At 63.3% G+C, this 21,653-nt stretch carries 21 protein-coding genes; 13 read left to right on the top strand and 8 right to left on the bottom strand.

Translation table 11 applies throughout. From position 1 onward, the window contains the following. Nucleotide 1: 1 nt before the first annotated feature. Nucleotides 2–724, bottom strand: coding sequence for a fumarylacetoacetate hydrolase family protein (locus X750_RS159040; protein WP_023746797.1), 723 nt, complete (start codon nt 722–724; stop codon nt 2–4). A gap of 210 nt (nt 725–934) precedes the next feature. On the opposite strand from X750_RS159040, the gene X750_RS159045 reads away from it, so the two are divergent. Beyond that, nucleotides 935–1,618 carry a response regulator transcription factor gene (locus X750_RS159045; protein ID WP_023672627.1) on the top strand — a complete coding sequence of 228 codons (684 nt, stop codon included), beginning with the start codon at nt 935–937 and terminating at the stop codon, nt 1,616–1,618. A gap of 123 nt (nt 1,619–1,741) precedes the next feature. On the opposite strand, the gene X750_RS159050 is transcribed toward X750_RS159045, so the two are convergent. Both X750_RS159050 and X750_RS159055 read right to left on the bottom strand, forming a co-directional pair. Then, nucleotides 1,742–3,085: a hybrid sensor histidine kinase/response regulator gene (locus tag X750_RS159050; RefSeq protein WP_023672626.1), complete on the bottom strand. Its 1,344-nt coding sequence runs from the start codon at nt 3,083–3,085 to the stop codon at nt 1,742–1,744. Nucleotides 3,086–3,088: 3 nt separating this feature from the next. Further along, a complete protein-coding gene (locus X750_RS159055) occupies nt 3,089–4,180 on the bottom strand; it encodes an FIST signal transduction protein (RefSeq protein WP_245271815.1) in 1,092 nt (363 codons plus the stop codon). A 341-nt stretch (nt 4,181–4,521) separates the two neighbouring features. Here X750_RS159055 and X750_RS159060 point away from each other — a divergent pair, with 341 nt between their 5' ends. From X750_RS159060 to X750_RS159075, 4 genes are all read left to right on the top strand, one after another. After that, nucleotides 4,522–5,022 carry a (2Fe-2S)-binding protein gene (locus X750_RS159060; protein WP_023706035.1) on the top strand — a complete coding sequence of 167 codons (501 nt, stop codon included), beginning with the start codon at nt 4,522–4,524 and terminating at the stop codon, nt 5,020–5,022. Between the two features lie 123 nt (nt 5,023–5,145). Then, nucleotides 5,146–7,491 (top strand): xanthine dehydrogenase family protein molybdopterin-binding subunit, encoded by a 2,346-nt coding sequence (locus X750_RS159065; protein ID WP_023707866.1) that lies wholly within the window; start codon nt 5,146–5,148, stop codon nt 7,489–7,491. 105 nt (nt 7,492–7,596) lie between these two features. Beyond that, entirely contained in the window at nt 7,597–8,394 is a 798-nt protein-coding gene (locus X750_RS159070) for a xanthine dehydrogenase family protein subunit M (RefSeq protein ID WP_023672622.1), read from the top strand. A 288-nt stretch (nt 8,395–8,682) separates the two neighbouring features. Continuing rightward, nucleotides 8,683–9,705, top strand: a complete 1,023-nt coding sequence (locus X750_RS159075) for an acyltransferase (protein WP_023746796.1) — start codon at nt 8,683–8,685, stop codon at nt 9,703–9,705. Nucleotides 9,706–9,771: 66 nt separating this feature from the next. On the opposite strand, the gene X750_RS159080 is transcribed toward X750_RS159075, so the two are convergent. The 5 genes from X750_RS159080 to X750_RS159100 form a co-directional block, all read right to left on the bottom strand. Then, nucleotides 9,772–10,278, bottom strand: coding sequence for a GNAT family N-acetyltransferase (locus X750_RS159080; RefSeq protein WP_023746795.1), 507 nt, complete (start codon nt 10,276–10,278; stop codon nt 9,772–9,774). Further along, the gene (locus tag X750_RS159085) at nt 10,278–11,033 is read right to left on the bottom strand and encodes a copper homeostasis protein CutC (RefSeq protein WP_023746794.1); all 756 of its coding nucleotides are present in this window, start codon (nt 11,031–11,033) and stop codon (nt 10,278–10,280) included. Before X750_RS159085 ends, X750_RS159080 begins: the two co-directional genes overlap by 1 nt. Nucleotides 11,034–11,157: 124 nt before the next feature. Next, complete coding sequence (locus X750_RS159090) at nt 11,158–11,592, bottom strand: cupin domain-containing protein (RefSeq protein ID WP_023735277.1); 435 nt, start codon at nt 11,590–11,592, stop codon at nt 11,158–11,160. A gap of 77 nt (nt 11,593–11,669) precedes the next feature. Beyond that, on the bottom strand, nt 11,670–12,056 hold the full coding sequence (locus tag X750_RS159095; RefSeq protein ID WP_023735278.1) for a hypothetical protein: 387 nt from the start codon (nt 12,054–12,056) through the stop codon (nt 11,670–11,672). A 64-nt stretch (nt 12,057–12,120) separates the two neighbouring features. Further along, on the bottom strand, nt 12,121–12,717 hold the full coding sequence (locus tag X750_RS159100; protein ID WP_023672616.1) for an alpha-ketoglutarate-dependent dioxygenase AlkB: 597 nt from the start codon (nt 12,715–12,717) through the stop codon (nt 12,121–12,123). A gap of 148 nt (nt 12,718–12,865) precedes the next feature. Between X750_RS159100 and X750_RS159105 the strand changes: the two genes are divergently transcribed. The 8 genes from X750_RS159105 (at nt 12,866) to X750_RS159140 (ending at nt 21,653) form a co-directional block, all read left to right on the top strand. Further along, entirely contained in the window at nt 12,866–13,093 is a 228-nt protein-coding gene (locus X750_RS159105) for a KTSC domain-containing protein (RefSeq protein ID WP_023746793.1), read from the top strand. Nucleotides 13,094–13,311: 218 nt separating this feature from the next. After that, nucleotides 13,312–14,139 carry a phosphogluconate dehydrogenase C-terminal domain-containing protein gene (locus X750_RS159110; RefSeq protein ID WP_023681705.1) on the top strand — a complete coding sequence of 276 codons (828 nt, stop codon included), beginning with the start codon at nt 13,312–13,314 and terminating at the stop codon, nt 14,137–14,139. A gap of 330 nt (nt 14,140–14,469) precedes the next feature. Further along, entirely contained in the window at nt 14,470–15,411 is a 942-nt protein-coding gene (locus X750_RS159115; RefSeq protein WP_023730740.1) for a D-ribose ABC transporter substrate-binding protein, read from the top strand. 90 nt (nt 15,412–15,501) lie between these two features. Continuing rightward, nucleotides 15,502–16,146 (top strand): DUF2291 family protein, encoded by a 645-nt coding sequence (locus X750_RS159120; RefSeq protein ID WP_023746792.1) that lies wholly within the window; start codon nt 15,502–15,504, stop codon nt 16,144–16,146. Further along, nucleotides 16,143–17,690 carry a sugar ABC transporter ATP-binding protein gene (locus tag X750_RS159125; RefSeq protein ID WP_023672611.1) on the top strand — a complete coding sequence of 516 codons (1,548 nt, stop codon included), beginning with the start codon at nt 16,143–16,145 and terminating at the stop codon, nt 17,688–17,690. Before X750_RS159120 ends, X750_RS159125 begins: the two co-directional genes overlap by 4 nt. Then, nucleotides 17,687–18,751, top strand: a complete 1,065-nt coding sequence (locus tag X750_RS159130; protein WP_023746791.1) for an ABC transporter permease — start codon at nt 17,687–17,689, stop codon at nt 18,749–18,751. Before X750_RS159125 ends, X750_RS159130 begins: the two co-directional genes overlap by 4 nt. Nucleotides 18,752–18,753: 2 nt before the next feature. Next, nucleotides 18,754–19,818 carry a Gfo/Idh/MocA family oxidoreductase gene (locus X750_RS159135; RefSeq protein ID WP_023746790.1) on the top strand — a complete coding sequence of 355 codons (1,065 nt, stop codon included), beginning with the start codon at nt 18,754–18,756 and terminating at the stop codon, nt 19,816–19,818. Then, the gene (locus X750_RS159140; RefSeq protein WP_023746789.1) at nt 19,815–21,653 is read left to right on the top strand and encodes a hypothetical protein; all 1,839 of its coding nucleotides are present in this window, start codon (nt 19,815–19,817) and stop codon (nt 21,651–21,653) included. Before X750_RS159135 ends, X750_RS159140 begins: the two co-directional genes overlap by 4 nt.

Raw genomic sequence — 21,653 nt, 5'->3', positions numbered from 1 at the left:
ATCACGGCTTGCCGGTGGAATTTTGGCCGATCGAATCTTGGCCGACAGTGATCTCGATGGTGCCGATGCCGTCGACACCGCCGGTCATCGTCTGTCCCGGCGCCACCGCGCCGACGCCGGCCGGCGTGCCGGTGAAGATCAGGTCGCCCGGTTGTAGTACAACCGCACTGCTGCAGATCGAAACGATATCGGCGATCGGCCAGATCAATTCGGCGAGGTCGCCCTCCTGTTTCACCGTGCCGTCGACGGCGAGCCAGATGCGGCCCTTTTGCGGGTGGCCGGATTTGGCGGCTGATACCAACGGGCCGCAGGGCGCCGAGCGGTCGAAGGCCTTCGACCAGTCCCAGGGCCGGGCTGCTTTCTTGGCCTCGTCCTGCAGGTCGCGGCGGGTGAGGTCGATACCGACGCCGTAGCCCCAGACATGGTCGAGCGCCTGCGCGCGAGGAATGCGGAAGCCGGCCTTGCCGATCGCCGCGACCAGCTCGATCTCGTGGTGCAGGTTCTTGGTCAAGGGCGGGTAGGGGATCGTGGTGCCGGAATCGACCACCGCATCGGCCGGCTTGGTGAAAAAGAACGGCGGGTCGCGCTCGTCATTGCCGAGTTCGCGGGCGTGGGCGGCGTAGTTGCGGCCGACGCAGAAGATGCGGCGCACCGCAAAACGCTCGGCCGAGCCGGCGACGGCGACCGATGGTGTTGCGGGCAGGGGAAGGACGAAGTCTGTCATGCGCGGGTCTCTGCTTGGGATCTTGACGGCACATTTGACCGATTTGAACCCCCGGGCAAGGCATCAGCGTCCGCAAAAGCACGAGCTGCGCCTTGATTGTCGGATAAAGTCGGCTTCGCCTCCGGGGGTTAAGATGGCGATAGACTATTTGCCAATAAGCTGGCCATACCAGCGGGAGTATCGTGCCCACGGAGAACTGAAACGAACACCATGACCGCAATCAACGATCGCGCCCGGTTTCTGATCATCGACGACCATCCGCTGTTTCGCGAGGCGCTGCACAGCGCCGTGCAGATGGCGTACCCGGAAGTCGACACGGTGGAGGCGCGCTCGATTGCCGAAGCGCTCGATCTCCTGGGTGGGATAAAACCGTTCGATCTGGCGCTGCTCGATCTCAACATGCCCGATGTGCATGGCTTTGACGGGTTGCTGCAGCTGAGGACCCGCCATCCGCGGCTGCCGGTGGTCGTCGTCTCGGGCTATGAGGAGCCGAAGATCATCTCCGAGGCGCTTTCCTATGGTGCAGCCGGCTTCATCCCGAAATCGGCGCGCAAGAGCGATCTCGCCGCCGCCATCCGCTCGGTGATGGAGGGCGCGATCTATGTGCCGGAGACATATGAGGGACAGCCGCCCGACGCCGACAGCGCCGACCGCGCCGACATGGTGCAGCGGCTGGCCAAACTGACGCCGCAGCAGCTGCGCGTGCTGCAGATGCTGCGCCAAGGCCTGCTCAACAAGCAGATCGCCTACGAGCTGCAGGTCGGCGAGACCACGGTCAAGGCGCATGTCTCGGAGATCCTGCGCAAGCTCAACGTCTACAGCCGCACGCAAGCGGTGATCGAGGTGTCGAAGCTCGACAATGCGGAGCTGTTTCGCGATCAGGCCGGGTTTTGATCTTTACCCTCCCCCTTGTTGGGAGGGTCGATCCGCGAAGCGGAGCGGGGTGGGGGACCTTGGCGCTGCACCCCGCCCCGGCGTTGCGCGCCGACCCTCCCCATCAAGGGGAGGGTATGGGGCTCAAGCCAGCAGATGCGCCAGCAGCGCCCTTAGCTGCGCCGGTTTCAGCGGCTTGCGCATCAGTTCGATGCCGGCGGCGCGGGCGGCTTTGGCGACGGCCTCCGATCCGTCGGCGGTGACGATCAGCGCCGGCACGGCGCGGCCGAGATAATCGCGCACTTCGGCTATTGTTGCGGTGCCGAGGTCGCCGTCGTCGAGATGCTGGTCGGCAATGACGATGTCGGGCACCCAGTCGGTGTCGCCGAGCAGGCTGAGCGCATCCTCGGTCGAGGTCGCGGCACGCACCAGGCACTGCCAGCGCTCGAGCAGGAAGGTCATCGCCTGCAACACATCGGCGTCGTTTTCGACCAGCAGCACCTTGGTGCCGAACAGGCCGTAGCCGCGCGGCCGCTCCATCTCGGCAAGGCTGGCGATGGCGTCGGCGCTGGCGCCGATGCCGACCGGCACATCGATGTGGAAGATGGTGCCGCGCCCGACTTTCGACGAAAACGTCACGGGGTGGCCGAGCGCGGCGGCCATGCGCCGCACGATGGCAAGGCCCAGCCCCAGCCCGCCGCCGGAAATTCCGGTATCGGCCGGAATGGCGGAGCCGCGATGGAATTCCTCGAACACCGCCTCGCGCTGGTCGTCGGGAATGCCGCAGCCGGTGTCGGCGACATCGATGCGGATGGTGTCGCCGCGATGCCTGGTGCCGACCAGCACGCCGCCCGAGCGGGTATAGCGCAGCGCATTGGACAGGATGTTCTGCAGGATGCGGCGCAAAAGCGTGCGGTCCGAACGCACCACGGCGCTGACCGGGCGGAATTTAAGTGTCAGCCCCTTCAGCTTGGCAACCGGCTTGAAATCCGAGCGCAGCGACGAAAACAACGTCTCCAGATTGACGTCGCCAATGTCGGGCTGGACCACGCCGGCGTCGAGCTTGGAAATGTCGAGCAGCGTGCGCAACAGGTCTTCCATCGTCTCCAGCGAGCGCTCGACCTGACGGACGAGTTTCTTGCCCTCGTCGCTGGTCTGCACTTCGGCCAGTGCCGAGACCGAGAGGTGGGCGGCGTTCAGCGGCTGCAGCACGTCATGGCTGGCGGCGGCCAGGAACCTGGTCTTGGACAGGTTCGCCAGCTCGGCGTTTTCCTTGGCGGCGCTGAGGTCGATGTTCGACTGTTCCAGCCGGCGCAAGGTCGAGTGCAGTTCCTCGGTGCGCATGCGCACCCGGTTTTCCAGTGAAATTGCAGTCTGGAACAGCGAGAAGGCATTGCCCTGCTGGTCCATCGAGCGCTCGACGCGGCTGACCAGAGCGGCGTTGATCTTCTTCAGCCTGTCGACGTCGTCGATGTCCCTGAGCGGCATGGGCTATTCCGCCGCCTGGCATTCGCCGAAGGCGATGCCGGTGAAAGTCTGGTTGAGGTGCATCGAACGATACTGTTCGCCATAGGTGCCGAAGCCGATGACATTGTTGACCCGGTAAAGCTCCGAAATGTCGCGGAACACCTGGCGGTTGCGGGCGTCGAGCCGGCGCAGCACGCAATCGAAGCCGAGGATCATGTCGATGCCGCCGAGCCGCTCCTCGACGTCGCGCAGTGCGGCGCGCGTCGATTCCACCATGTCCTTGGGCTGGGCGATGGACAGCACGACGCCGTCGTCGATGGCGCAGAAGAACGACAGCGAGCCGTCGGGATGCATCTTCTGGATCGAGCGGCAGTAGTATTCGCCGCCCACCTTCACCACAACGGGGTGAGAGGCGAAGCTCAGCGGCGTCAGGTTCTGCGCAACGATGCCGACCGAGGCTGCATATTCCTCGGCCGCATTGGTGGCGTTGAACTCGCGCACGGTGCGGTGGTCCGGGTCGGATGCCGTCACCACCAGCTTTTCGTCGGTGGGGATGAAATTGTCGGTCTTGAAGACGTGGAAGGGAATTTCGGTAGCAATCAACACGATGATGGCGCTGTCTGACGCCACCTTGCCGTTCGAAATCAGACTGGTGGTTTCGAATTTGAGGTCGTCGCCCGCCGAACCGCCGAGCAGCGGGATGTCGTCCAGCCCCCAATGGATGGCCGAGGTCACCGCTTCCTCGGCAAAGGACAGGCCGTCGATGAAGCAGAGCGCGAAGGTGCTTTTGGTATGGCAACAGCCGAGGCGCCCGCGCAGTAGGCGCCGCAGGGCCTCGACTTCATCAGTGATCCTGTCCATGCCCGACGAGGAGAGATTGTCGACCATGGTGCTGACCGCCGAAAACGACGCGGAGGGAAAGAGCAGCGCCAGCACATGGCCTTCCTCCAGGCCCTGGGGGGTAATCTCGCCGGCGGTCGAGCAGGCGGCGTAGGCCAGCGTCGGCGCGTGGGTCTTCAGCCCTTGCGAAAGGACGCTCGCGTCAAACAGGCTCTGGGAGAAGAACAGCAGGGCAAAGCCGGCATCGATGGCTGCGGCCTCGACGGCGACCGCCAGGGCGAATGCATCGGCGTCGGGCTCGTCGGTGGTGAGCGCCGACAGACCGGATGCATAGCTCGTCCGTGAACTGGCCAGAGGCTTCCTCCCGATATCCTCCGACGCTTCCTGCGCGCGCCCGTTTTATGTCTCTCGGCGCGCTGGCGTCGAGGGCATTGTTGCCCCCTATTCGCTCTTTGGCAATGGGGCGGACAGGCCCATGATTTTCGTTTTCTCCATGACCGAAAGTACAATGAGCGCCGTGTGTTTTTTGCGCTTTGTGCAGTGTACCAATAGCGCATGGCCGAGCGCCAAAGCCGCATCGGCAGCATGACTACCAAGGTCATACCCAGGGAGGATGCATGTCGGACGTTTCGTTTGTCGTGAACGGAAAACGGATCAGCGGCGCTGCCGAGGACCGAACGCTTCTGGTTCATTTCCTGCGCGAAAATCTTGGTCTCACCGGAACGCATGTCGGTTGTGACACCTCTCAATGCGGCGCCTGCGTCGTGCATGTCGACGGCAAGGCGGTGAAGTCCTGTTCGATGCTGGCCGTGCAGGCCTCCGGGTCGACCGTGGTGACGATCGAAGGGCTTGCCAATGGCGGCGACCTGCATCCGATGCAGGCCGCGTTCAAGGAACATCATGGGCTGCAATGTGGCTTCTGCACGCCGGGCATGATCATGACCGCGACCGACATGGTCGCGCGCCATCCCGAAGGCCTCGATGAGGCGACGGTGCGCGCCGAGCTCGAAGGCAACATCTGCCGCTGCACCGGCTACCACAACATCGTCAAGGCGATCCTCGCCGCATCGCAGACTATGGCGAAGGTGCCGAAGGGCAGGGCGAAACAGGCAGCGTAAGAAAGAAGCGAGTAGCGAATAGGGAGTAGCGAGTAGTCGGTTTAGCCGAACCGCTCCGAGCACAATTCCCTACTCACTAATCACTATTCGCCACTCACTATTCGCTATTCCGGAGGAATTCCTATGGGCATTGAAGGCATCGGCGCTCGGGTCGTGCGCAAGGAAGACAAACGCTTCATCACCGGCGCCGGCCGCTATGTCGACGACATGGTGGTTTCCGGCATGAAGCATGCCGCTTTCGTGCGCAGCCCGCACGCGCATGCTCAGATCAAGAAGATCGACGTCAGACGAGCGCAGGCGATGCCCGGCGTCATCGGCGTCTTGACCGGCAAGGAGCTCAAGGCCGACGGCATCGGCAACCTGATCTGCGGCTGGATGATCCATTCCAAGGACGGCTCGCCGATGAAGATGGGCGCGTGGTCGCCGCTGGCCGTCGACAAGGTGCGCTATGTCGGCGACGCGGTCGTCATCGTGGTGGCGGAAACCAAGGGCCAGGCCCGCGACGCGGCCGAAGCGGTCGAGATCACCTACAAGGAATTGAAGGCGGTGGTCGATGCCACTAAGGCGCTGCAAAAAGGTGCGCCGCAGGTCCATGCCGAAGCCGAGGACAATCTTATCTTCGACTGGGAGATCGGCGATGCCAAGGCGACCGACGCGGCGATCCAGGCGGCGGCCCATGTCACCCGCATGAAGATCGTCAACAACCGGCTGGTTCCCAACGCCATGGAGCCGCGCGCTGCGCTTGGCCATTACGACAAGGCCGAGGACCATTTTACCTGCTGGACGACGTCGCAGAACCCGCATGTCGCGCGGCTAGTGATGAGCGCCTTCTACAATGTCGCGCCGGAAAACAAGCTGCGCGTCATTGCGCCCGATGTCGGCGGCGGCTTCGGCTCGAAGATCTACATCTATCCCGAAGAGATCGTCTGCCTGTGGGCGTCGAAGAAGACCGGCGTGCCGGTCAAATGGGTTGCCGACCGTACCGAAAGCTTTCTCACCGACGCACATGGCCGCGACCATGTCTCGACGGTCGAAATGGCGTTCGACAAGAACAACAAGATCACCGGCTTCAAAGTCGACACCATCGCCAATCTCGGCGCCTACATGTCGCTGTTCTCGTCTTGCGTGCCGACCTATCTCTACGCGACGCTGCTGTCGGGCCAGTACAACATCCCGACGATCCACGCCAATGTGCGCACCGTCTACACCAACACGGCACCCGTCGATGCCTATCGTGGGGCAGGGCGGCCGGAAGCGACCTATTTGCTCGAACGCACAATGGAGACCGCCGCACGCGAACTCGGCGTGTCTCCGGCGGAGCTTCGGCGCGCCAATTTCATCACCGAGTTTCCGCATCAGACGCCGGTCATCATGAACTATGACGCCGGCGACTATGGAGCTTCACTCGATGCGGCGACACAGGCGTCCGACTATGCCGGCTTCGCCAAGCGCAAAGCGGCGGCCGCCAGCCAGGGCAGGCTGCGCGGCATCGGCATGAGCTGCTATATCGAGGCCTGCGGCATCGCGCCGTCGGCGGCGGTCGGTTCGCTCGGCGCCGGCGTCGGTCTGTGGGAATCGGCCGAGGTGCGGGTCAATGCCGTCGGCACGATCGAGGTGCTGACCGGCTCGCACAGCCACGGCCAGGGCCATGAGACGACCTTCGCGCAACTGGTCACCCAGCGCTTCGGCGTGCCGCTCGACTCGGTGTCGATCGTCCATGGCGACACCGACAAGGTGCAGATGGGCATGGGCACCTACGGCTCGCGCTCGGGCGCGGTCGGCATGTCGGCAATTGCCAAGGCGCTCGACAAGGTCGAGGCCAAGGCCAAGAAAATCGCCGCCCATCTGCTCGAGGCCGACGAGGGCGACATCGTCATCGAGAATGGCGAGGTCAAGGTTGCCGGCACCGACAAGAGCCTGCCCTGGTTCCAGGTGGCGCTTGCCGCCTACACCGCTCACAATCTGCCGGCAGGCATGGAGCCGGGACTGAAGGAAACAGCCTTCTACGATCCGGCGAACTTCACTTTCCCGGCGGGCTGCTACATCTGCGAGGTCGAGATCGATCCGGAAACCGGCACGACCGAGATCGTCCAGTTCGTCGCGGCGGACGATTTCGGCAACATCATCAACCCGATGATCGTCGAGGGTCAGGTGCATGGCGGCATCGCCCAGGGCATCGGCCAGGCGCTGCTGGAAGGCGCGCACTATGACGATAGCGGGCAGCTGCTAACGGCGAGCTACATGGACTACACCATGCCGCGCGCGGACGACCTGCCGTCATTCAAGGTGTCGACCTCGAACACGCCGTGTCCGAGCAATCCGCTCGGCATCAAGGGCTGTGGCGAGGCCGGCGCCATCGGCTCGCCGCCGGCGGTCATCAACGCCATCACCGACGCTTTGGGGATTGTGGACATCGCCATGCCAGCCTCGCCGTCAACGGTGTGGGCGGCGATTAGGGCGAAGAAATGAGTGAGTAGGGAGTAGTGAGTAGGGAATGGGCATTACCGGAGATGACAGCGTCCCTATTCCCTACTCACTACTCACTACTGCCTAACCACTTCAGGGGAGGATCCCATGTACGCAGTCAACTACCACCGCGCCGCCTCGGTCGCCGACGCCGCCAAGCTGGTGAAGAGCGGCGACGCCAGGCTTTTGTCAGGCGGCATGACGCTGATCCCGGCGATGAAGACGCGGCTCGCCGCACCGTCCGACCTGATCGACCTGTCGCGGATCAAGGAGCTGCAAGGCGTCAAGGTGTCGGGCAAGACCGTCACCATCGGCGCCGCCACAACCCATTACGACGTCGCCAATGACGAGAAGCTGCGGAAGGCCTGTCCGGCGCTTGCCCACCTTGCGTCGCTGATTGGCGATCCGGCGGTGCGCCACAAGGGCACGATCGGCGGCTCGGTCGCCAACAACGACCCAGCCGCCGATTATCCGGCGGCGCTCTTGGCGCTGGGCGCCACCATCGTCACCAACAAGCGCGAGATTTCAGCCGCGAAATTCTTCACCGGCCTGTTCGAAACGGCGCTGAAAGAAGGCGAGATCATCACCGCGGTGAGTTTTACCGCGCCGGCCAAGGCTGCTTACGAAAAATTCCGCAACCCGGCCTCGCGCTATGCGATCGTCGGCGTGTTCGTGGCAAAGGGCAAGGACGGGGTCAGCGTTGCCGTTACCGGCGCCGGCGATGACGGTGTGTTCCGCTCGAAGGAGATCGAAGCAGCACTGGCGAAGAATTTTGCCGCATCGGCGCTCGACGGCGTGAAAGTGCCGGCGAAGAATTTGATGACCGACCTCCACGCTTCGGCCGAATACCGTGCCAATTTGATCGCCGTGATGGCCAAGCGCGCGGTGGCGGCAGCCAACGCCTGACATCATAAAGCTACTGACAAGGAAAGGGGCCATCGCGGCCCCTTTGTTCGTCTGTGGCGGGCTGTAACTGCCCAGTCCTTGCGGGTTCGCTGCCACGCGCAAATCCGTTGTTTCAGGAAATTCCCGTGCAAGAACAGGCGCATACTTCCCAAGGGACTGCCCAGCCCCATTCTCGCACTTGCACAATCTGATATTGCACCGCAATATGTATAGCTTGGCGGAACACGGGGTGGATTCTGCGCGCGGCGGTGTGAGCTGCGCCAAGATCTTGCGTCGTAGAGGATCGGCATGGCCGACATCTCCGCAGCGTCTGTTGCCCTGCCGCGGGCCACAGCCGACAAAGCAGCCAGAGCAAGACTGGCCTATCTCGATGGTTGGCGCGGGCTTTCGATCGCACTGGTGCTGATCGGCCATTTCTTCCCCGTTCCCGGGATCAATCTCGGCGTGCTCGGCGTCGAGTTCTTCTTCGTGCTCTCAGGCCGGCTGATGGGCGAGATACTGTTCATCGAACGCTTTCCGCTGAAAAAATTCTTCAAGCGCCGCTTTTCGCGCATCTATCCCGCGCTGCTGGTGTTCGTGACATCAGCCATGATCGGGCTCTCCGGCACCTTTATCGGCTTCAAATGGAAGGCGGCGCTGACGGCGCTGACATTCACCTACAACTATGCCGGAATTCTCATCACCCGCGCCGGCGCGCTCGACCACATCTGGCCGCTATGCGTGGAAGAGCATGCCTACATCATCCTGGCGCTGATCAGCGTGGTGGTGACCGGGCGGGGTAATGTCGTTCGGCTGCTGGTGACGCTGTCGCTGCTGGCGATGGCCAATGGCGCCATTTCGTACTGGGCACTCGGCATGGATTACGAGCACAGCTATTGGCGCACCGATGTGCATATCGCCTCGATCCTGCTGTCGGCATCGATCTGCCTGCTCAAGCACGATGACCGGCTGCCGGCATTCCTGACGAGCCCCTATGTCAGCCTCGTGTCGGCGGCGGCGGCTATATTGCTGTTCCTCGATCCGGTGCCGACGCCGATCCATTACCTACTGGCGGTGCCGTTGCTGGCGCTTGCCGTCAATACGCTGGACACCAGCAACTGGCATCTTACCGGCCTGCTTTCATCCAGGCCGATGGTGATGATCGGGCTATGGTCGTACTCGCTCTATCTCTGGCAACAGCCCTTCTACAAATTCGTCGCCGAGCAGGGCAGTGCACCGATCCCGATGCTGGCGGCTGTCTTCGCCTGTGCATTATGCAGCTACTATCTGGTCGAGAAGCCCGCGCGGGCCTGGCTGAACCGGAATTGGTGAGGGCTACGGACTCCTAATCTTATGCTGCCGTGGCGATCTGCTTGCCGATCATCAGCCAGCGATGCGTCAGCCCGCAATCTGCCTGAGGTAGTAGCGCACGGTCTTCTTGCCGCCATGGATCACCGCGTCGCCGACCTCGGCGAAGCCAAGCGCGGCATGGAAGGCGTCCGAAGCCGGATTGGGCGGTTCGGCATTCACCTCGCACGTGACGATGCTGTGGCCCGCGCGTGCGACTTCCCCGAACAGATCCTCGTAGAGCCGGCGGGCATGGCCGCGGCCGCGCGCTTGCGCCGCGACGACGACGCGGTCGACATAGACGAAGCGTGGATAGCGCTCGCGGAACCAGAGGAAATTCGGGCTGTCGTAGCGCGCATCCTGGTCGAAGGTCATGATGAAGGCTTCGAGCGCGCCGATGCGCCTGACGTAAAACGCTTCGCCAAGAAGGAAGGACAGCCGTTCGGGCTCGAGCCATGACAGTTCGGCGGCGTGCTCGTTGTTGAGTGCGAGGATGGCCGCTTCGTCCTGAGGCGAGACACGGCTGATCGGCGACGGCCCACTCACGGCTTCGCTCATCATGCTCTGGCCGCCGCAATCGTCGCGGCAACCAGCGCCCCATCGGTGACTGTGGTGCGATACTCGCGGTCGAGATCGGTGCCGCCCATGCCGACTTGCGGGTTGCGGTAGGCCATGGCGCTCGGTACGTCCTTGAGCGCGGCGAAATGCAGTTCCGTCAGCCCGGTTGATGCCAGCACCCCGGCGATGTTTTCGGGGTCCAGCGCGCCGCAGCCGAGGATGATGATGCGGCCGTCGGCCTGGCGGACGAGATCCGCCAACAGGCCGGCGCCTTCCACCGCGGTGTCCCTCTGGCCGCTGGTCAGCACGCGGCCGACCTTGCAGCGGATTAGCGCTTCCAGCGCCTCGGCCGGGTCGCGCGTCATGTCGAAGGCGCGGTGGCAGGTAACGGCGAGCGGACCGGCGGCATCGACCAGCGCGCCCATGCGGGTTTCATCGATGGTGCCGTCGGCATCGAGGCAACCGACAACGACGCCGGCGACGCCGAGGTCACGAAGCGCTGCGACATCGGCGAGCATCGAGCTGTATTCGGCCTCGCTGTAGAGGAAATCGCCGCCGCGCGGCCGCACGATGACATGGAAGGGAATGGTCGCGCTCTCGAGTGCGGCGCGCACCGTGCCGAGGCTGGGCGTGATGCCGCCTTCGACCAGGCTGGCGCAGAGCTCGACCCGGTCGGCGCCGGCGGCCTGCGCAGCCAGCAGTCCATCGATGCCTTCGACGCAGATTTCGATCAGGGGGCGAGCATTTCCGGCCAAGGGGCGATCCTTCATGATTGCATGACGGCCAGCCCTAGCATCGGCTCGGTTGGCGGGGAAGCCGGAACAGCCAGTCGCTGCTTGGGCCAGCCCGGCAACCCTGCCTAGGTCCGTAGCGAGAGATCTATTGTTTCTGCAGCACCGTGTTCTTGGCGCCTTGTTCGACCTGGTCGATGACCAGCAGCTTGACCGGGGCGTCGCCGATGTTGGTGGCCTGGTGCCATTGGCCGATCATCTCGATGATGAAATCGCCCGTCTTGTAGGTGTTGCTGTTGCCGGTCTCGACATTCGTCACTTTGAGTGTCCCGGCCTCGACATAGGCGTAGCGGGCAAACGGGTGCTTGTGCACCGGCAGAGTGGCGCCGACCGCAATGTCATAGGTTGAAACCAGCACCTGGACATTTTTCTGCGGCAGCACGATCGGCTGGCCGGACGCCGTCTGGCTGCGATCGGCAAGCGGTGTGACGACAACCGGCGGGCTGGTACTGTCCAGCGCCCGAGCGGGGTTTGCAGATAGCGCTGCCGCGAACAGCAGCATCGATGCCAGAATCTTTCGCATGGTTCCTCCAGGTTTTACCGCCACCGCGCGGCGCGACGCCAAAGTTCTAACTCTCGTCAGTTACTGGAGACACAACGTCATCCGCCGGTGCCGTCGTCCATCATCGTATTGGTGAGCGCTTCATAGATGTTGCTGCATACCTGAGACCGCGGACAGTGTTTTACGATGAATGCCGGCACGACAGTCAGTGCGGCGGCGATCAGGATTTGCAGGAAGAGAGGAGCAGGCTCGAAGCGTTTGCCAAACAAGGCTCGGCAAGCGAAGTAGAGACTTTGAGCCAGGCATGCCCAGACAAGGACATGCAACAGCGTGCTCGTTGCTCGGGCATAGGGCGTTATGTATCCGTCGGGAAAGCCGACCATGCCAAGGTCGACGAGCCACTGCAGAGCCAGAACGCAGGACAGGCATGCCCACAGGAAGAGCGCTGCGCGGGTAACCAAAACTCTGCTGCGATCCACGCTCATGTGCGATCGAAGCACAACTGCGCTCGGTCTTCCAGAGCGGCTGCTGCGTGGCTTGGAGTGTGGCCTATTTCAGAGTGCGCAGCGTGATCGAATAGCGGTGCCCGGCGACCGGAGGAATGCTGTGCTCCCACTCGTGGCGCGCCGGGCCGTCAATGAGATAGACAGATCTCGGCTGAACCTCGATCGTCTTGCGATCCCATTTCGAGCCGTTTTTTCGGCGCAGCCGAAAGCTGCAGGGCGCCAGCAGGGAGACGCCGGCGACGAGATCGAAATGCGGCTTGTCGCGATGCCAACCTATGCCCGCGCCCGGCCGATACTCGTTGATGAGCACTTGCGCGAATTCCGTGGCCTGCCTGCCGGCAAAATCCGCGACCTTGTCGCGAAGCGGCAGCAGGAATTTCGGGATGGGCGGCGCTTCGACGACCTGGCGCCGGTCGTAGTCGTAGCGCCAGCCGAAGCCGGCGACCTGCCGGTTGGCAAGGTGGCCGTGGAAATCGAACGGCTTGAAGGACAGTTCATTGAGGTGACGGACCAGTTCCGCCTCTTCGTCCGTTGTGATCAGGCTAGGCCGGTAAGAAAATCCTTCCGGCAGCGTGTCGGCCGCGCCGAAGAGATCGCCCTGGCTGGCATATGCTGTTGTGCTGGATTTCGTCTGTGCCATCTGACGGAGAGATAGGAAGCCTCGCCACCCGGGCAAGATTTTCGGCGTTGTGGTGCGCCTCCCTGTCGGAACCTCCGCATCGTTGCGGCATTACGCATGTTCGAAGCAGGATTTGGAGAAGATTTGGGGACGAAGCGGGATTTTCGACATGCCGTCCACTGCCATCCGCAATACCCACTACGACCCGTCGACGAAAATCCTCTCGGTCTGGTTCGTCCCGAGCGGAGCCCGCTACGACTACGAGGAGGTCGAGCCCGAGACCTATGCGGCGTTCCGGGCCGCCTTCTCGAAAGCGCAATTTTTCAACGAGTTCATACGCGATCACTACCGGTTTCATTTGGTTGAAGAAGGACGCCGGCGCGTGACTGGATCCTGAAGGCGCTACCAGGAGTCGCAGCGCAGGGATAGTTTTCGGGCTGGGAAGACCAGGGACCCAGGCAGCTATAGGCCCGCCACGGCGAGCGGAATGCCAAACAGACGACCGCATGGCCTCATCAAAGCCCTGTTCAACTCCTTAATTCGTGGTAAGGTGATTATACCAGTTAATAACATGACGATCGGCGCGGCCGTCGTTTAAAGCGGGAGTAGGGATAGATGACGACGATTGCGCTACTCGGTGCCGGCGGCAAAATGGGGTACCGCCTATCGACCAATTTTCGCGGATCGCCCTACACGGTACGCCATGTCGAGGTCAGCGAGGCCGGCCGCGAGCGGCTGAAGACCGGACTGGGCTTCGACGCGGTCAGTGCCGATGCGGCGCTCGACGGGGCGGATATCGTCATCCTGGCCGTTCCCGACACGCATATCGGCAAGGTGGCGGCTGATATCGAGAGCAAACTGGCGCCAGGCACAATGGTGATAGTGCTCGATGCGGCCGCACCCTTCGCCGGCCATCTGCCCAACCGGCCGGACCTGACCTATTTCGTCACCCATCCCTGTCATCCGCCGATCTTCAACGACGAGACCGACATGGCGGCCAAGAAGGATTATTTTGGCGGCGTCAAGGCCAAGCAGCATATGGTCAGCGCGCTGATGCAGGGGCCGGAAGCGGACTACGCCAAGGGCGAGGCGGTCGCGAAAATCATCTGGGCGCCGGTCATGCGCTCGCACCGTGTCACCGTCGAACAGATGGCGCTGCTGGAGCCCGGTCTATCGGAGACGGTGTGCGCGTCACTGCTTGTCGTCATGAAGGAAGCCGTCGACGAGGTCGTCGCGCGAGGCGTCGACCAACAGGCGGCGCTCGACTTCCTGCTCGGCCACATGAACGTGCTCGGCGCCGTGATTTTCGGCGAGACCAAGGGCGTATTCTCGGATGCCTGCAACAAGGCGATCGAATTCGGCAAGCCGGTGCTGATGCGCGACGACTGGAAGCGGGTGTTCGAGCCGGAAGAGATCGCCGCGAGCATTCGGCGCATTACCTGAGAAAGGCCGAGTCGGGCGCTTGCCGGAGTGCCTCGGTGGCTCGACACACCCGCCATGACACCCAACTGTTTTTGCTCAGTGGGCACATGTCACCTCGATTAGTGATTGACTCATCATACCAGTTGGCTTAGCTGTTGATGGCTTGGGCAAGGGTTCGCGGGAAGTACGAAGCCTGGACGAGTGGAGGGACGGCGGGGGGCGCAACGATCCGTCAGGTGGGAAGCCGGCAACGGCATTTCAGCCCGAACCGATCAGCGGCCCGCGCTGCGCGACGAATTCGAATGCATGGGCCTTGATTGATCAAGGCAATTTTTCAAACGGGAGGACATCATGAAACTCACACGCAGAATGACACTTGCGGCGTTCGCCGGCATGCTGGCGCTTGGCACGGCGGCGCCCGCCTATGCGGCCGACCTCATTGCCATCATCACGCCCTCGCATGACAATCCGTTCTTCAAGGCGGAAGCCGTCGGCGCCGAAGCCAAGGCCAAGGAACTCGGCTACGAAGCGCTTGTGCTCGTCCATGACGACGACGCCAACAAGCAATCCGAATTGATCGATACGGCGATCGGTCGCGGCGCCAAGGCGATCATCCTCGACAATGCCGGCGCCGACGCCACCGTCGCTGCCGTGCAGAAGGCCAAGGACGCAGGCGTGCCGTCGTTCCTGATCGATCGCGAGATCAACGCCACCGGCGTCGCCGTGGCTCAGATCGTCTCCAACAACTACCAGGGCGCCCAGCTCGGCGCGCAGGAGTTCGTCAAGCTGATGGGCGAGAAGGGCAATTTCGTCGAGCTGGTCGGCAAGGAATCCGATACCAATGCCGGCATTCGCTCGAAGGGCTATCATGACGTCATCGACGACTATCCGGACCTGAAGATGGTCGCCCAGCAATCGGCCAACTGGAGCCAGACGGAAGCCTATTCCAAGATGGAATCGATCCTGCAGGCCAACCCGGATATCAAGGGCGTCATCTCCGGCAACGACACGATGGCCATGGGCGCGTATGCGGCGCTGGTTGCGGCGAACCGCAAGGACGTCATCGTCGTCGGTTTCGACGGATCCAACGACGTGCGCGATTCGATCACCGCGGGCGGCATCAAGGCAACCGTGCTGCAGCCGGCCTATGCGCAGGCGCAGATGGCGGTCGAGCAGGCCAACGACTTCATCAAGAACAAGAAGTCGCCCGAGAAGGAAAAGCAGCTGATGGACTGCGTTCTGGTCAATGGCGACAATGCTTCCAAGCTGGAAACTTTTGCGCTTACCAACTGAGCCGGCGTGACATGAATAGCGAGGGGCGATCAAGGTCGTCCCTCGCCGCCATTTTCCGTGGGTGCCAATCACCATGCTCAACAGGCCATCATGCTGAACAACAAGCCGATCTGGCCGATGCTTGTCGTTGCAGTCGGCATCAGCCTGACCGCCTGCAAGATCCTGCCGACTCCCTCGGGGGATAGCGGCAGCGCTGCCGCCTTCAATCCGGACAAGATGGTCGAGGAGATATGGGCGGCGAAGGTCGTGCCTTACCTCCAGCAGAAAGCCGGGCCGTTTGTGCAAGTCCACGCTCTGGCAAAAACCGATCCTGCTTCCGCCGGCGCCAAATATGGCAATCCGAACAAGCAGGCGAATTCGCCCTGGACCTTCGCGGTTCGCGTCGAGGGCAAGATCATCGCCGCCAACACGCAGTCGCGGGCAGCGACCATGGATGTCGATGTCGACGGCGACGGCAAGGCCGATGCGCGGGTGCAAATCGGACCGGCGATGCGGGGAACCGCGCTGCGCGACAGCCTCGATTTCATCCAGTTCAACGATTTTACCAATCAGATCGACTTTGCCCAGTTCGGCAAGGCGTTCAACGCCTATGCCGTCAAGGCCCTGTTTGCCAAACTGCCGCGTGACGCGCTGGAAGGCCGGACCGCCAAGGTTCTCGGCGCCTATACGCTCGAGAGCGGCCAGGACCTGCCGCTGGTGACGCCGGCGGAGGCAGAAATCGGGCGGAAGCCATGAGCGCTGCGGTTGCTCACGATGTCGTCTTGAAGCTGGAGGACGTCTCCAAGGTCTATTCCGGCACCGTCGCGGTCAAGCGCGCGAATTTCGAGGTGCGCAAGGGCGCGGTCAATGTGCTGGTCGGCGAAAACGGCGCCGGCAAATCGACGCTGATGAAGATCATCGCCGGCGTCGAACAGCCGACGCTCGGCCGGATCCTCCTGGAAGGGGAGGAGGTCTCCTTCTCGTCATCGGGCGACGCGGTGAACCGCGGCATCGGCATGGTGTTCCAGGAGCTGAACCTGTTTGGCAATATGACCGTCGCCGAGAACATCTTCGCCACGCGCGAGATCACCAACCGGTTCCGCAAGATCGACCGCAAGGAGCAGGAGCGTCGCGCGGCGCAATTTCTCGAACGCCTGCAGGCCGGGATAAGGCCCGACATGCTGGTCGAGGATCTGCGCATCGGCCAGCAGCAGCTGGTCGAGATCGCCAAGGCGGTTTCGCTCGATGCGCGCATCCTGATCATGGACGAGCCGACCTCGGCGCTCAGTGCGGCGGAAGTCGAGATCCTGTTCAAGGTGATCGCCGACCTCAAGGCGCGCGGCGTGGCGATCGTCTACATCTCGCACCGGCTGGAAGAGCTGATCCGCATCGGCGACTACATCACGGTGCTGCGCGATGGGCACATCACCGGCCAGGAGGAGATGAAAAACGTCGACACCCGGTGGATCGTGCGGCAGATGATCGGCTCCGACGCCAAGGATTTCGCCAAGGCCGACGGCCATGTTCCCGGCGAAGAGATATTCCGCGCCGAGGACATCTGCCTGCCGCGCGCGACCGGCGGACTGGCGGTCGATCACGTTTCGCTGTCGCTGCGCGCCGGCGAGATCCTCGGCATATACGGCCTGATGGGCGCTGGGCGCAGCGAGCTGTTCGACTGCATCATGGGCCGCCATGGCCAGGCTACCGGCGCGATCTTCATCGCCGGCAAAAAGGTCAAGGAGCGCGACACGACGCGGCGCATCCGGCGCGGGCTGGCGCTGATCCCCGAAGACCGCCAACGCGAAGGGCTGGTGTCGATCCTGTCCGTCGCCAGCAATCTGACACTGGCCAGCCTGTCGCGGTTTGTCCGCCTGTTCCACATTCGCGGCGGCCAGGAGAAGCAGGCGGTGACGCAGATGGTGCGGGAACTGGCGATCAAGGTCGCCGACCCGGCGCAGGAGGTCTCGTCGCTGTCGGGCGGCAACCAGCAAAAGGTGGTGATCGGCAAGGCGCTGCTCACCGGGCCGAAGGTGCTGCTGATGGACGAGCCGAGCCGCGGCATCGATGTCGGCGCCAAGGCCGACGTCTTCCGCACCATGCGCAAACTGTCGCGCGATGGGCTCGGTATTCTGTTCGCCACCTCCGATCTCGATGAGGTGATGGCGCTGTCCGACCGGATCGCGGTGATGAGCAATGGAAAACTGACCGGCATGTTCGATCGCGCCGAGGCGACGGAGGCAGCCCTTGTCGCCGCCTCGGCACTTGGCCACGGACCGGCCCCGCACACGGAGAACCCATGACTGACATCCCGGCCAAGGCGGCTGTCTCCTCCGTTTCGAGCGGCTCGCTGCTGCTGACGCTGATGAAGGCGAGGACCTTCATCGCGCTGATCGCCGTCTTGATCTTCTTCTCGATCGCGGCGCCGAATTTCCTGTCGACCGCCAATCTGGTCCTGATGTCGAAACATGTGGCGCTGAACGCCTTCCTCGCCATGGGCATGACCTTCGTCATCATCACCGGCGGCATCGACCTGTCGGTCGGCTCGATCGTCGGCCTGTGCGGCATGGTCGCCGGCTACCTCGTGCTCAACGGCATCGACCTGCAATTCGGCTACACTATCTATTTCAACGTCGTCGAGATCGCGCTGATCACGCTGGCGGTCGGCATCCTGATCGGCGCCGTCAACGGACTGCTGATCACCAGGTTGAATGTCGCGCCGTTCATCGCCACGCTTGGCGTGCTCTATGTCGCGCGCGGCCTGGCGTTGCTGTCGTCGGACGGCCGCACCTTCCCCAACCTCGTCGGCAAGCCGGAGCTCGGTACCACCGGGTTTGGTTTCCTCGGCGCCGGGCGGCTGCTCGGCCTGCCGGTGGCGATCTGGATCCTGATCGTCGTTGCGCTGGCTGCGGCATATCTCGCCAAATACACGCCGCTCGGCCGCCACATCTTCGCCGTCGGCGGCAATGAACGGGCGTCGCGAATTTCGGGCGTCCGTGTCAACATGGTGAAAATGTTCGTCTACATGTTCTCCGGTTTCTGCGCGGCGATCGTCGGCCTGATCATCTCGTCGGAACTGATGGCCTCGCACCCGGCAACGGGCGAAAGTTTCGAGCTCAACGCCATCGCGGCGGCAGTGCTCGGCGGCACCTCGATGTCAGGTGGGCGCGGCACGATCGGCGGCACCATTGTCGGCGCCTTCGTCATCGGCATTCTTTCGGACGGGTTGGTGATGATGGGCGTGAGTTCCTTCTGGCAGATGGTGATCAAGGGCCTTGTCATCATCGTCGCCGTCGTCGTCGACCAAGCGCAGCGCCGGCTGCAGAGCCGGGTGACGTTGATGCAGATGGCAAAGGCAGGCTGAGCATGGCGGAGTTGCGGGGAGGGCTCATCGGCTGCGGCTTCTTTGCCATCAACCAGATGCATGCCTGGCGCGACATTGAAGGCGCCGCGATGGTCGCCATTTGCGACCGCGACCCGGAGCGGCTGCGCATCATCGGCGACCAGTTCGGCATTNAGACGTGTGCTCTTCCGATCTTCGGCATTGCGAAGCGCTACACCGACGCGGCAGAGATGTTTGCAAGCGAAAGCCTCGACTTCGTCGATATCGCCACTACCGTTCCCAGCCATCGTCCGCTGGTCGAGATGGCGGCGCTGCACCGTGTGCCGGTGATTTGCCAAAAGCCGTTCGCGCCGACGCTTGCCGACGCCAAGGCGATGGTGAGGGCCTGCGTGGAAGCCGGCGTACCGCTGATGGTGCATGAGAATTTTCGCTGGCAGTCGGCGATCCAGGCGGTGCGTGCCGTGCTCGACAGCGGCGAGATCGGCACGCCGTTCTTCGGGCGCATCTCCTTCCGCTCTGCCTATGACGTGTTTTCCGGCCAGCCCTATCTCGCCAAGGGAAAGCGCTTCATCATCGAGGACCTCGGTATCCACAGTCTCGACATCGCCCGTTTTCTACTGGGCGACGTGTCGACGATCACGACGCGAACCGCGCGCATCAACCCCGGCATCGCGGGCGAAGATGTCGCGACGATGCTGATGGACCACAAGAGCGGGGCGACGTCAGTGGTCGACTGTAGCTACGCGACGAAGCTCGCCACCGAACCGTTTCCCGAAACGCTGATCGAGATCGACGGCAGCGACGGCACGATCCGCTTGGCGCAGGGATATCGACTCACCGTCACCGGCAGGAGCGGCACGAAGATCACCGACGTTTCGCCGCCCGTACTCGCCTGGGCATCGCGCCCATGGCACAACATCCAGGAGAGCGTCGTCGCCATCCAGCAGCACTGGGTCGACTGCCTGGCAAAGGGAACCGAGCCGGCGACCTCGGGCGCCGACAATCTCAAGACATTCGCGCTGGTCGAGGCGGCCTATCTGGGCGCCGCGAGCCACGAACCTGTCCACCTGGATGGCTTGCTGACATGACAGCCGACGCCTTCCTCCTATACGGCACACGCGTGGTCGAGGCCGAGCCGGTTAGGCTGAGTGCGGGCTTGCTCAGCGCCGACTTTGTCAACGGCAGCCTGCGCACCATCCGTTACGGCGGCATCGAAGTGCTGCGCGCCATCGCCTACATCGTGCGCGACCGCGACTGGGGCACCTATGAACCGGCGCTGACGGACCTTGCCGTCGATCAGAACGCCGACAGCTTCTCCGTCAGCTACTCCGCAACTTGCTTAGCACCGGGCGGAAGCCGGCTCGACTTTCGCGCTACGATCAAGGGCTCCGCCAACGGTCACCTAGTGTTCGACGTCAGCGGGGTCCCTGAAAGCGATTTCGAGACCAATCGCTGCGGTTTTTGCGTCCTGCATCCGATCGCCGGCCTCGCCGGCAGCCCGGTCACGGTCGAGCATACCGACGGCAGCGTCGTGGCGACGAAACTGCCGCTGTTGATCGATCCCTGGCAGCCTTTCAAGGATTTGCGCGCGATCACCCATGAAGTCCGGCCGGGCATTACTGCCGAATGCCGGATGGAGGGCGACACTTTCGAGATGGAGGACCAGCGCAACTGGTCGGACGCGTCCTACAAGACCTATGTGCGGCCACTCGCGCTGCCTTGGCCCTATGTACTGCCGGCCGGCCAAACTGTAAGCCAGACGGTCAGCCTGCGCATCACCGGCGAGGGGGGAATGCCGGCCGCAGCATCTGCCGCCGAACCGGTCAGCGTCGAACTCGGCGAGACCGGGCAGAGGCTGCCGGATCTCGGCGTGATCATCTACCCGGATGAGGTCGAAGCAGCGCTCGCAAATCTTTCGACATTGACCGAGCTCGGCCCGCAGCAACTTGTCTTCCACTACGATCCGACGCGCGGCCACGGTCTCGAAGCATTGCAGTCTTATGCAAGGCTCACCGCCGCCTATCCGGTGCAGACGACGCTGGAATGCGTCGTTGCCTGCGCGGGCGACCTCGATCCCGAGCTGTCAGGCGTTGCCGACATGGTGCGTCAAGCCGGGTTGAAGCTTTCGGCCATTGCCGTCTCGCCTTCGGTCGACCGGCAGTCGACACCGCCGGGCAGTGCGTGGCCGGACTGTCCGCCGCTCGAAGACGTCTATGACGCGGCGCGGCGCGCCTTTCCCGATATCCGGCTTGGCGGCGGCATGTTCAGCTATTTCACCGAGCTCAACCGCAAGCGCGTGCCGGGGGGCCTGCTCGATTTCGTCACTCACTGCACGTGCCCGATCGTGCACGCCGCCGACGATCTCAGCGTCATGCAGTCGCTGGAGGCGCTGCCCTCCATAACCGCGTCGGCGCGGGCGATCTTTGGGGAAAAGCCTTACCGCATCGGTCCATCGACGATCGCCATGCGCCAGAACCCCTATGGCGGCGCGACCAAGGGCAATCCCGGGGGACAGCGCATCGCCATGGCCGATCGCGACCCTCGCCATGCCGGCCTGTTCGCAGCCGCATGGGCGATCGGCTATGCCGCGCGTGTCGCGCCGGCCGGGCTGGAACTGCTCACGCTGTCCGGCTTCGCCGGGCCCTTCGGCGTGCTGGCAGCATCCGGCGAACCCGTCGCGGAAGGATCGCCTCGGCCGATCTTCGATGCCATCAAGGGGCTTTGCGAACTGGCCGGCCTTGCCCATGTTGCGGCAAGGACGAGCGACGAGACCAAGGTGCTGGCGCTGGCCGGCCGCTCCGCTTCGGGCAAGACCGTGGCGTGGCTGGCGAACCTGACGGCGGACGACGTGACGGTCGACATCTCAGCGTTTGGCCGAGGCCAACTGGTGATGACCCCTTACGCGATCACGCGGATCAGCTGA

Origin of the sequence: Mesorhizobium sp. LNJC391B00, from assembly GCF_000502535.1 — a bacterium.
Classification (GTDB): Bacteria; Pseudomonadota; Alphaproteobacteria; order Rhizobiales; family Rhizobiaceae; genus Mesorhizobium.
This window is presented reverse-complemented; position numbering and strand designations above follow the sequence as displayed.

Bases quoted from the DNA above. Each gene is read 5' to 3' on its own strand.
- X750_RS159140 (WP_023746789.1), top strand. From the start codon at position 19,815: ATGACAGCCGACGCCTTCCTCCTATACGGCACACGCGTGGTCGAGGCC.
- X750_RS159080 (WP_023746795.1), bottom strand. From the start codon at position 10,278: ATGAGCGAAGCCGTGAGTGGGCCGTCGCCGATCAGCCGTGTCTCGCCT.
- X750_RS159115 (WP_023730740.1), top strand. From the start codon at position 14,470: ATGAAACTCACACGCAGAATGACACTTGCGGCGTTCGCCGGCATGCTG.
- X750_RS159060 (WP_023706035.1), top strand. From the start codon at position 4,522: ATGTCGGACGTTTCGTTTGTCGTGAACGGAAAACGGATCAGCGGCGCT.
- X750_RS159095 (WP_023735278.1), bottom strand. From the start codon at position 12,056: ATGAGCGTGGATCGCAGCAGAGTTTTGGTTACCCGCGCAGCGCTCTTC.
- X750_RS159065 (WP_023707866.1), top strand. From the start codon at position 5,146: ATGGGCATTGAAGGCATCGGCGCTCGGGTCGTGCGCAAGGAAGACAAA.
- X750_RS159090 (WP_023735277.1), bottom strand. From the start codon at position 11,592: ATGCGAAAGATTCTGGCATCGATGCTGCTGTTCGCGGCAGCGCTATCT.
- X750_RS159070 (WP_023672622.1), top strand. From the start codon at position 7,597: ATGTACGCAGTCAACTACCACCGCGCCGCCTCGGTCGCCGACGCCGCC.
- X750_RS159105 (WP_023746793.1), top strand. From the start codon at position 12,866: ATGCCGTCCACTGCCATCCGCAATACCCACTACGACCCGTCGACGAAA.
- X750_RS159050 (WP_023672626.1), bottom strand. From the start codon at position 3,085: ATGCCGCTCAGGGACATCGACGACGTCGACAGGCTGAAGAAGATCAAC.
- X750_RS159100 (WP_023672616.1), bottom strand. From the start codon at position 12,717: ATGGCACAGACGAAATCCAGCACAACAGCATATGCCAGCCAGGGCGAT.
- X750_RS159040 (WP_023746797.1), bottom strand. From the start codon at position 724: ATGACAGACTTCGTCCTTCCCCTGCCCGCAACACCATCGGTCGCCGTC.
- X750_RS159120 (WP_023746792.1), top strand. From the start codon at position 15,502: ATGCTGAACAACAAGCCGATCTGGCCGATGCTTGTCGTTGCAGTCGGC.
- X750_RS159130 (WP_023746791.1), top strand. From the start codon at position 17,687: ATGACTGACATCCCGGCCAAGGCGGCTGTCTCCTCCGTTTCGAGCGGC.
- X750_RS159045 (WP_023672627.1), top strand. From the start codon at position 935: ATGACCGCAATCAACGATCGCGCCCGGTTTCTGATCATCGACGACCAT.
- X750_RS159075 (WP_023746796.1), top strand. From the start codon at position 8,683: ATGGCCGACATCTCCGCAGCGTCTGTTGCCCTGCCGCGGGCCACAGCC.
- X750_RS159125 (WP_023672611.1), top strand. From the start codon at position 16,143: ATGAGCGCTGCGGTTGCTCACGATGTCGTCTTGAAGCTGGAGGACGTC.
- X750_RS159110 (WP_023681705.1), top strand. From the start codon at position 13,312: ATGACGACGATTGCGCTACTCGGTGCCGGCGGCAAAATGGGGTACCGC.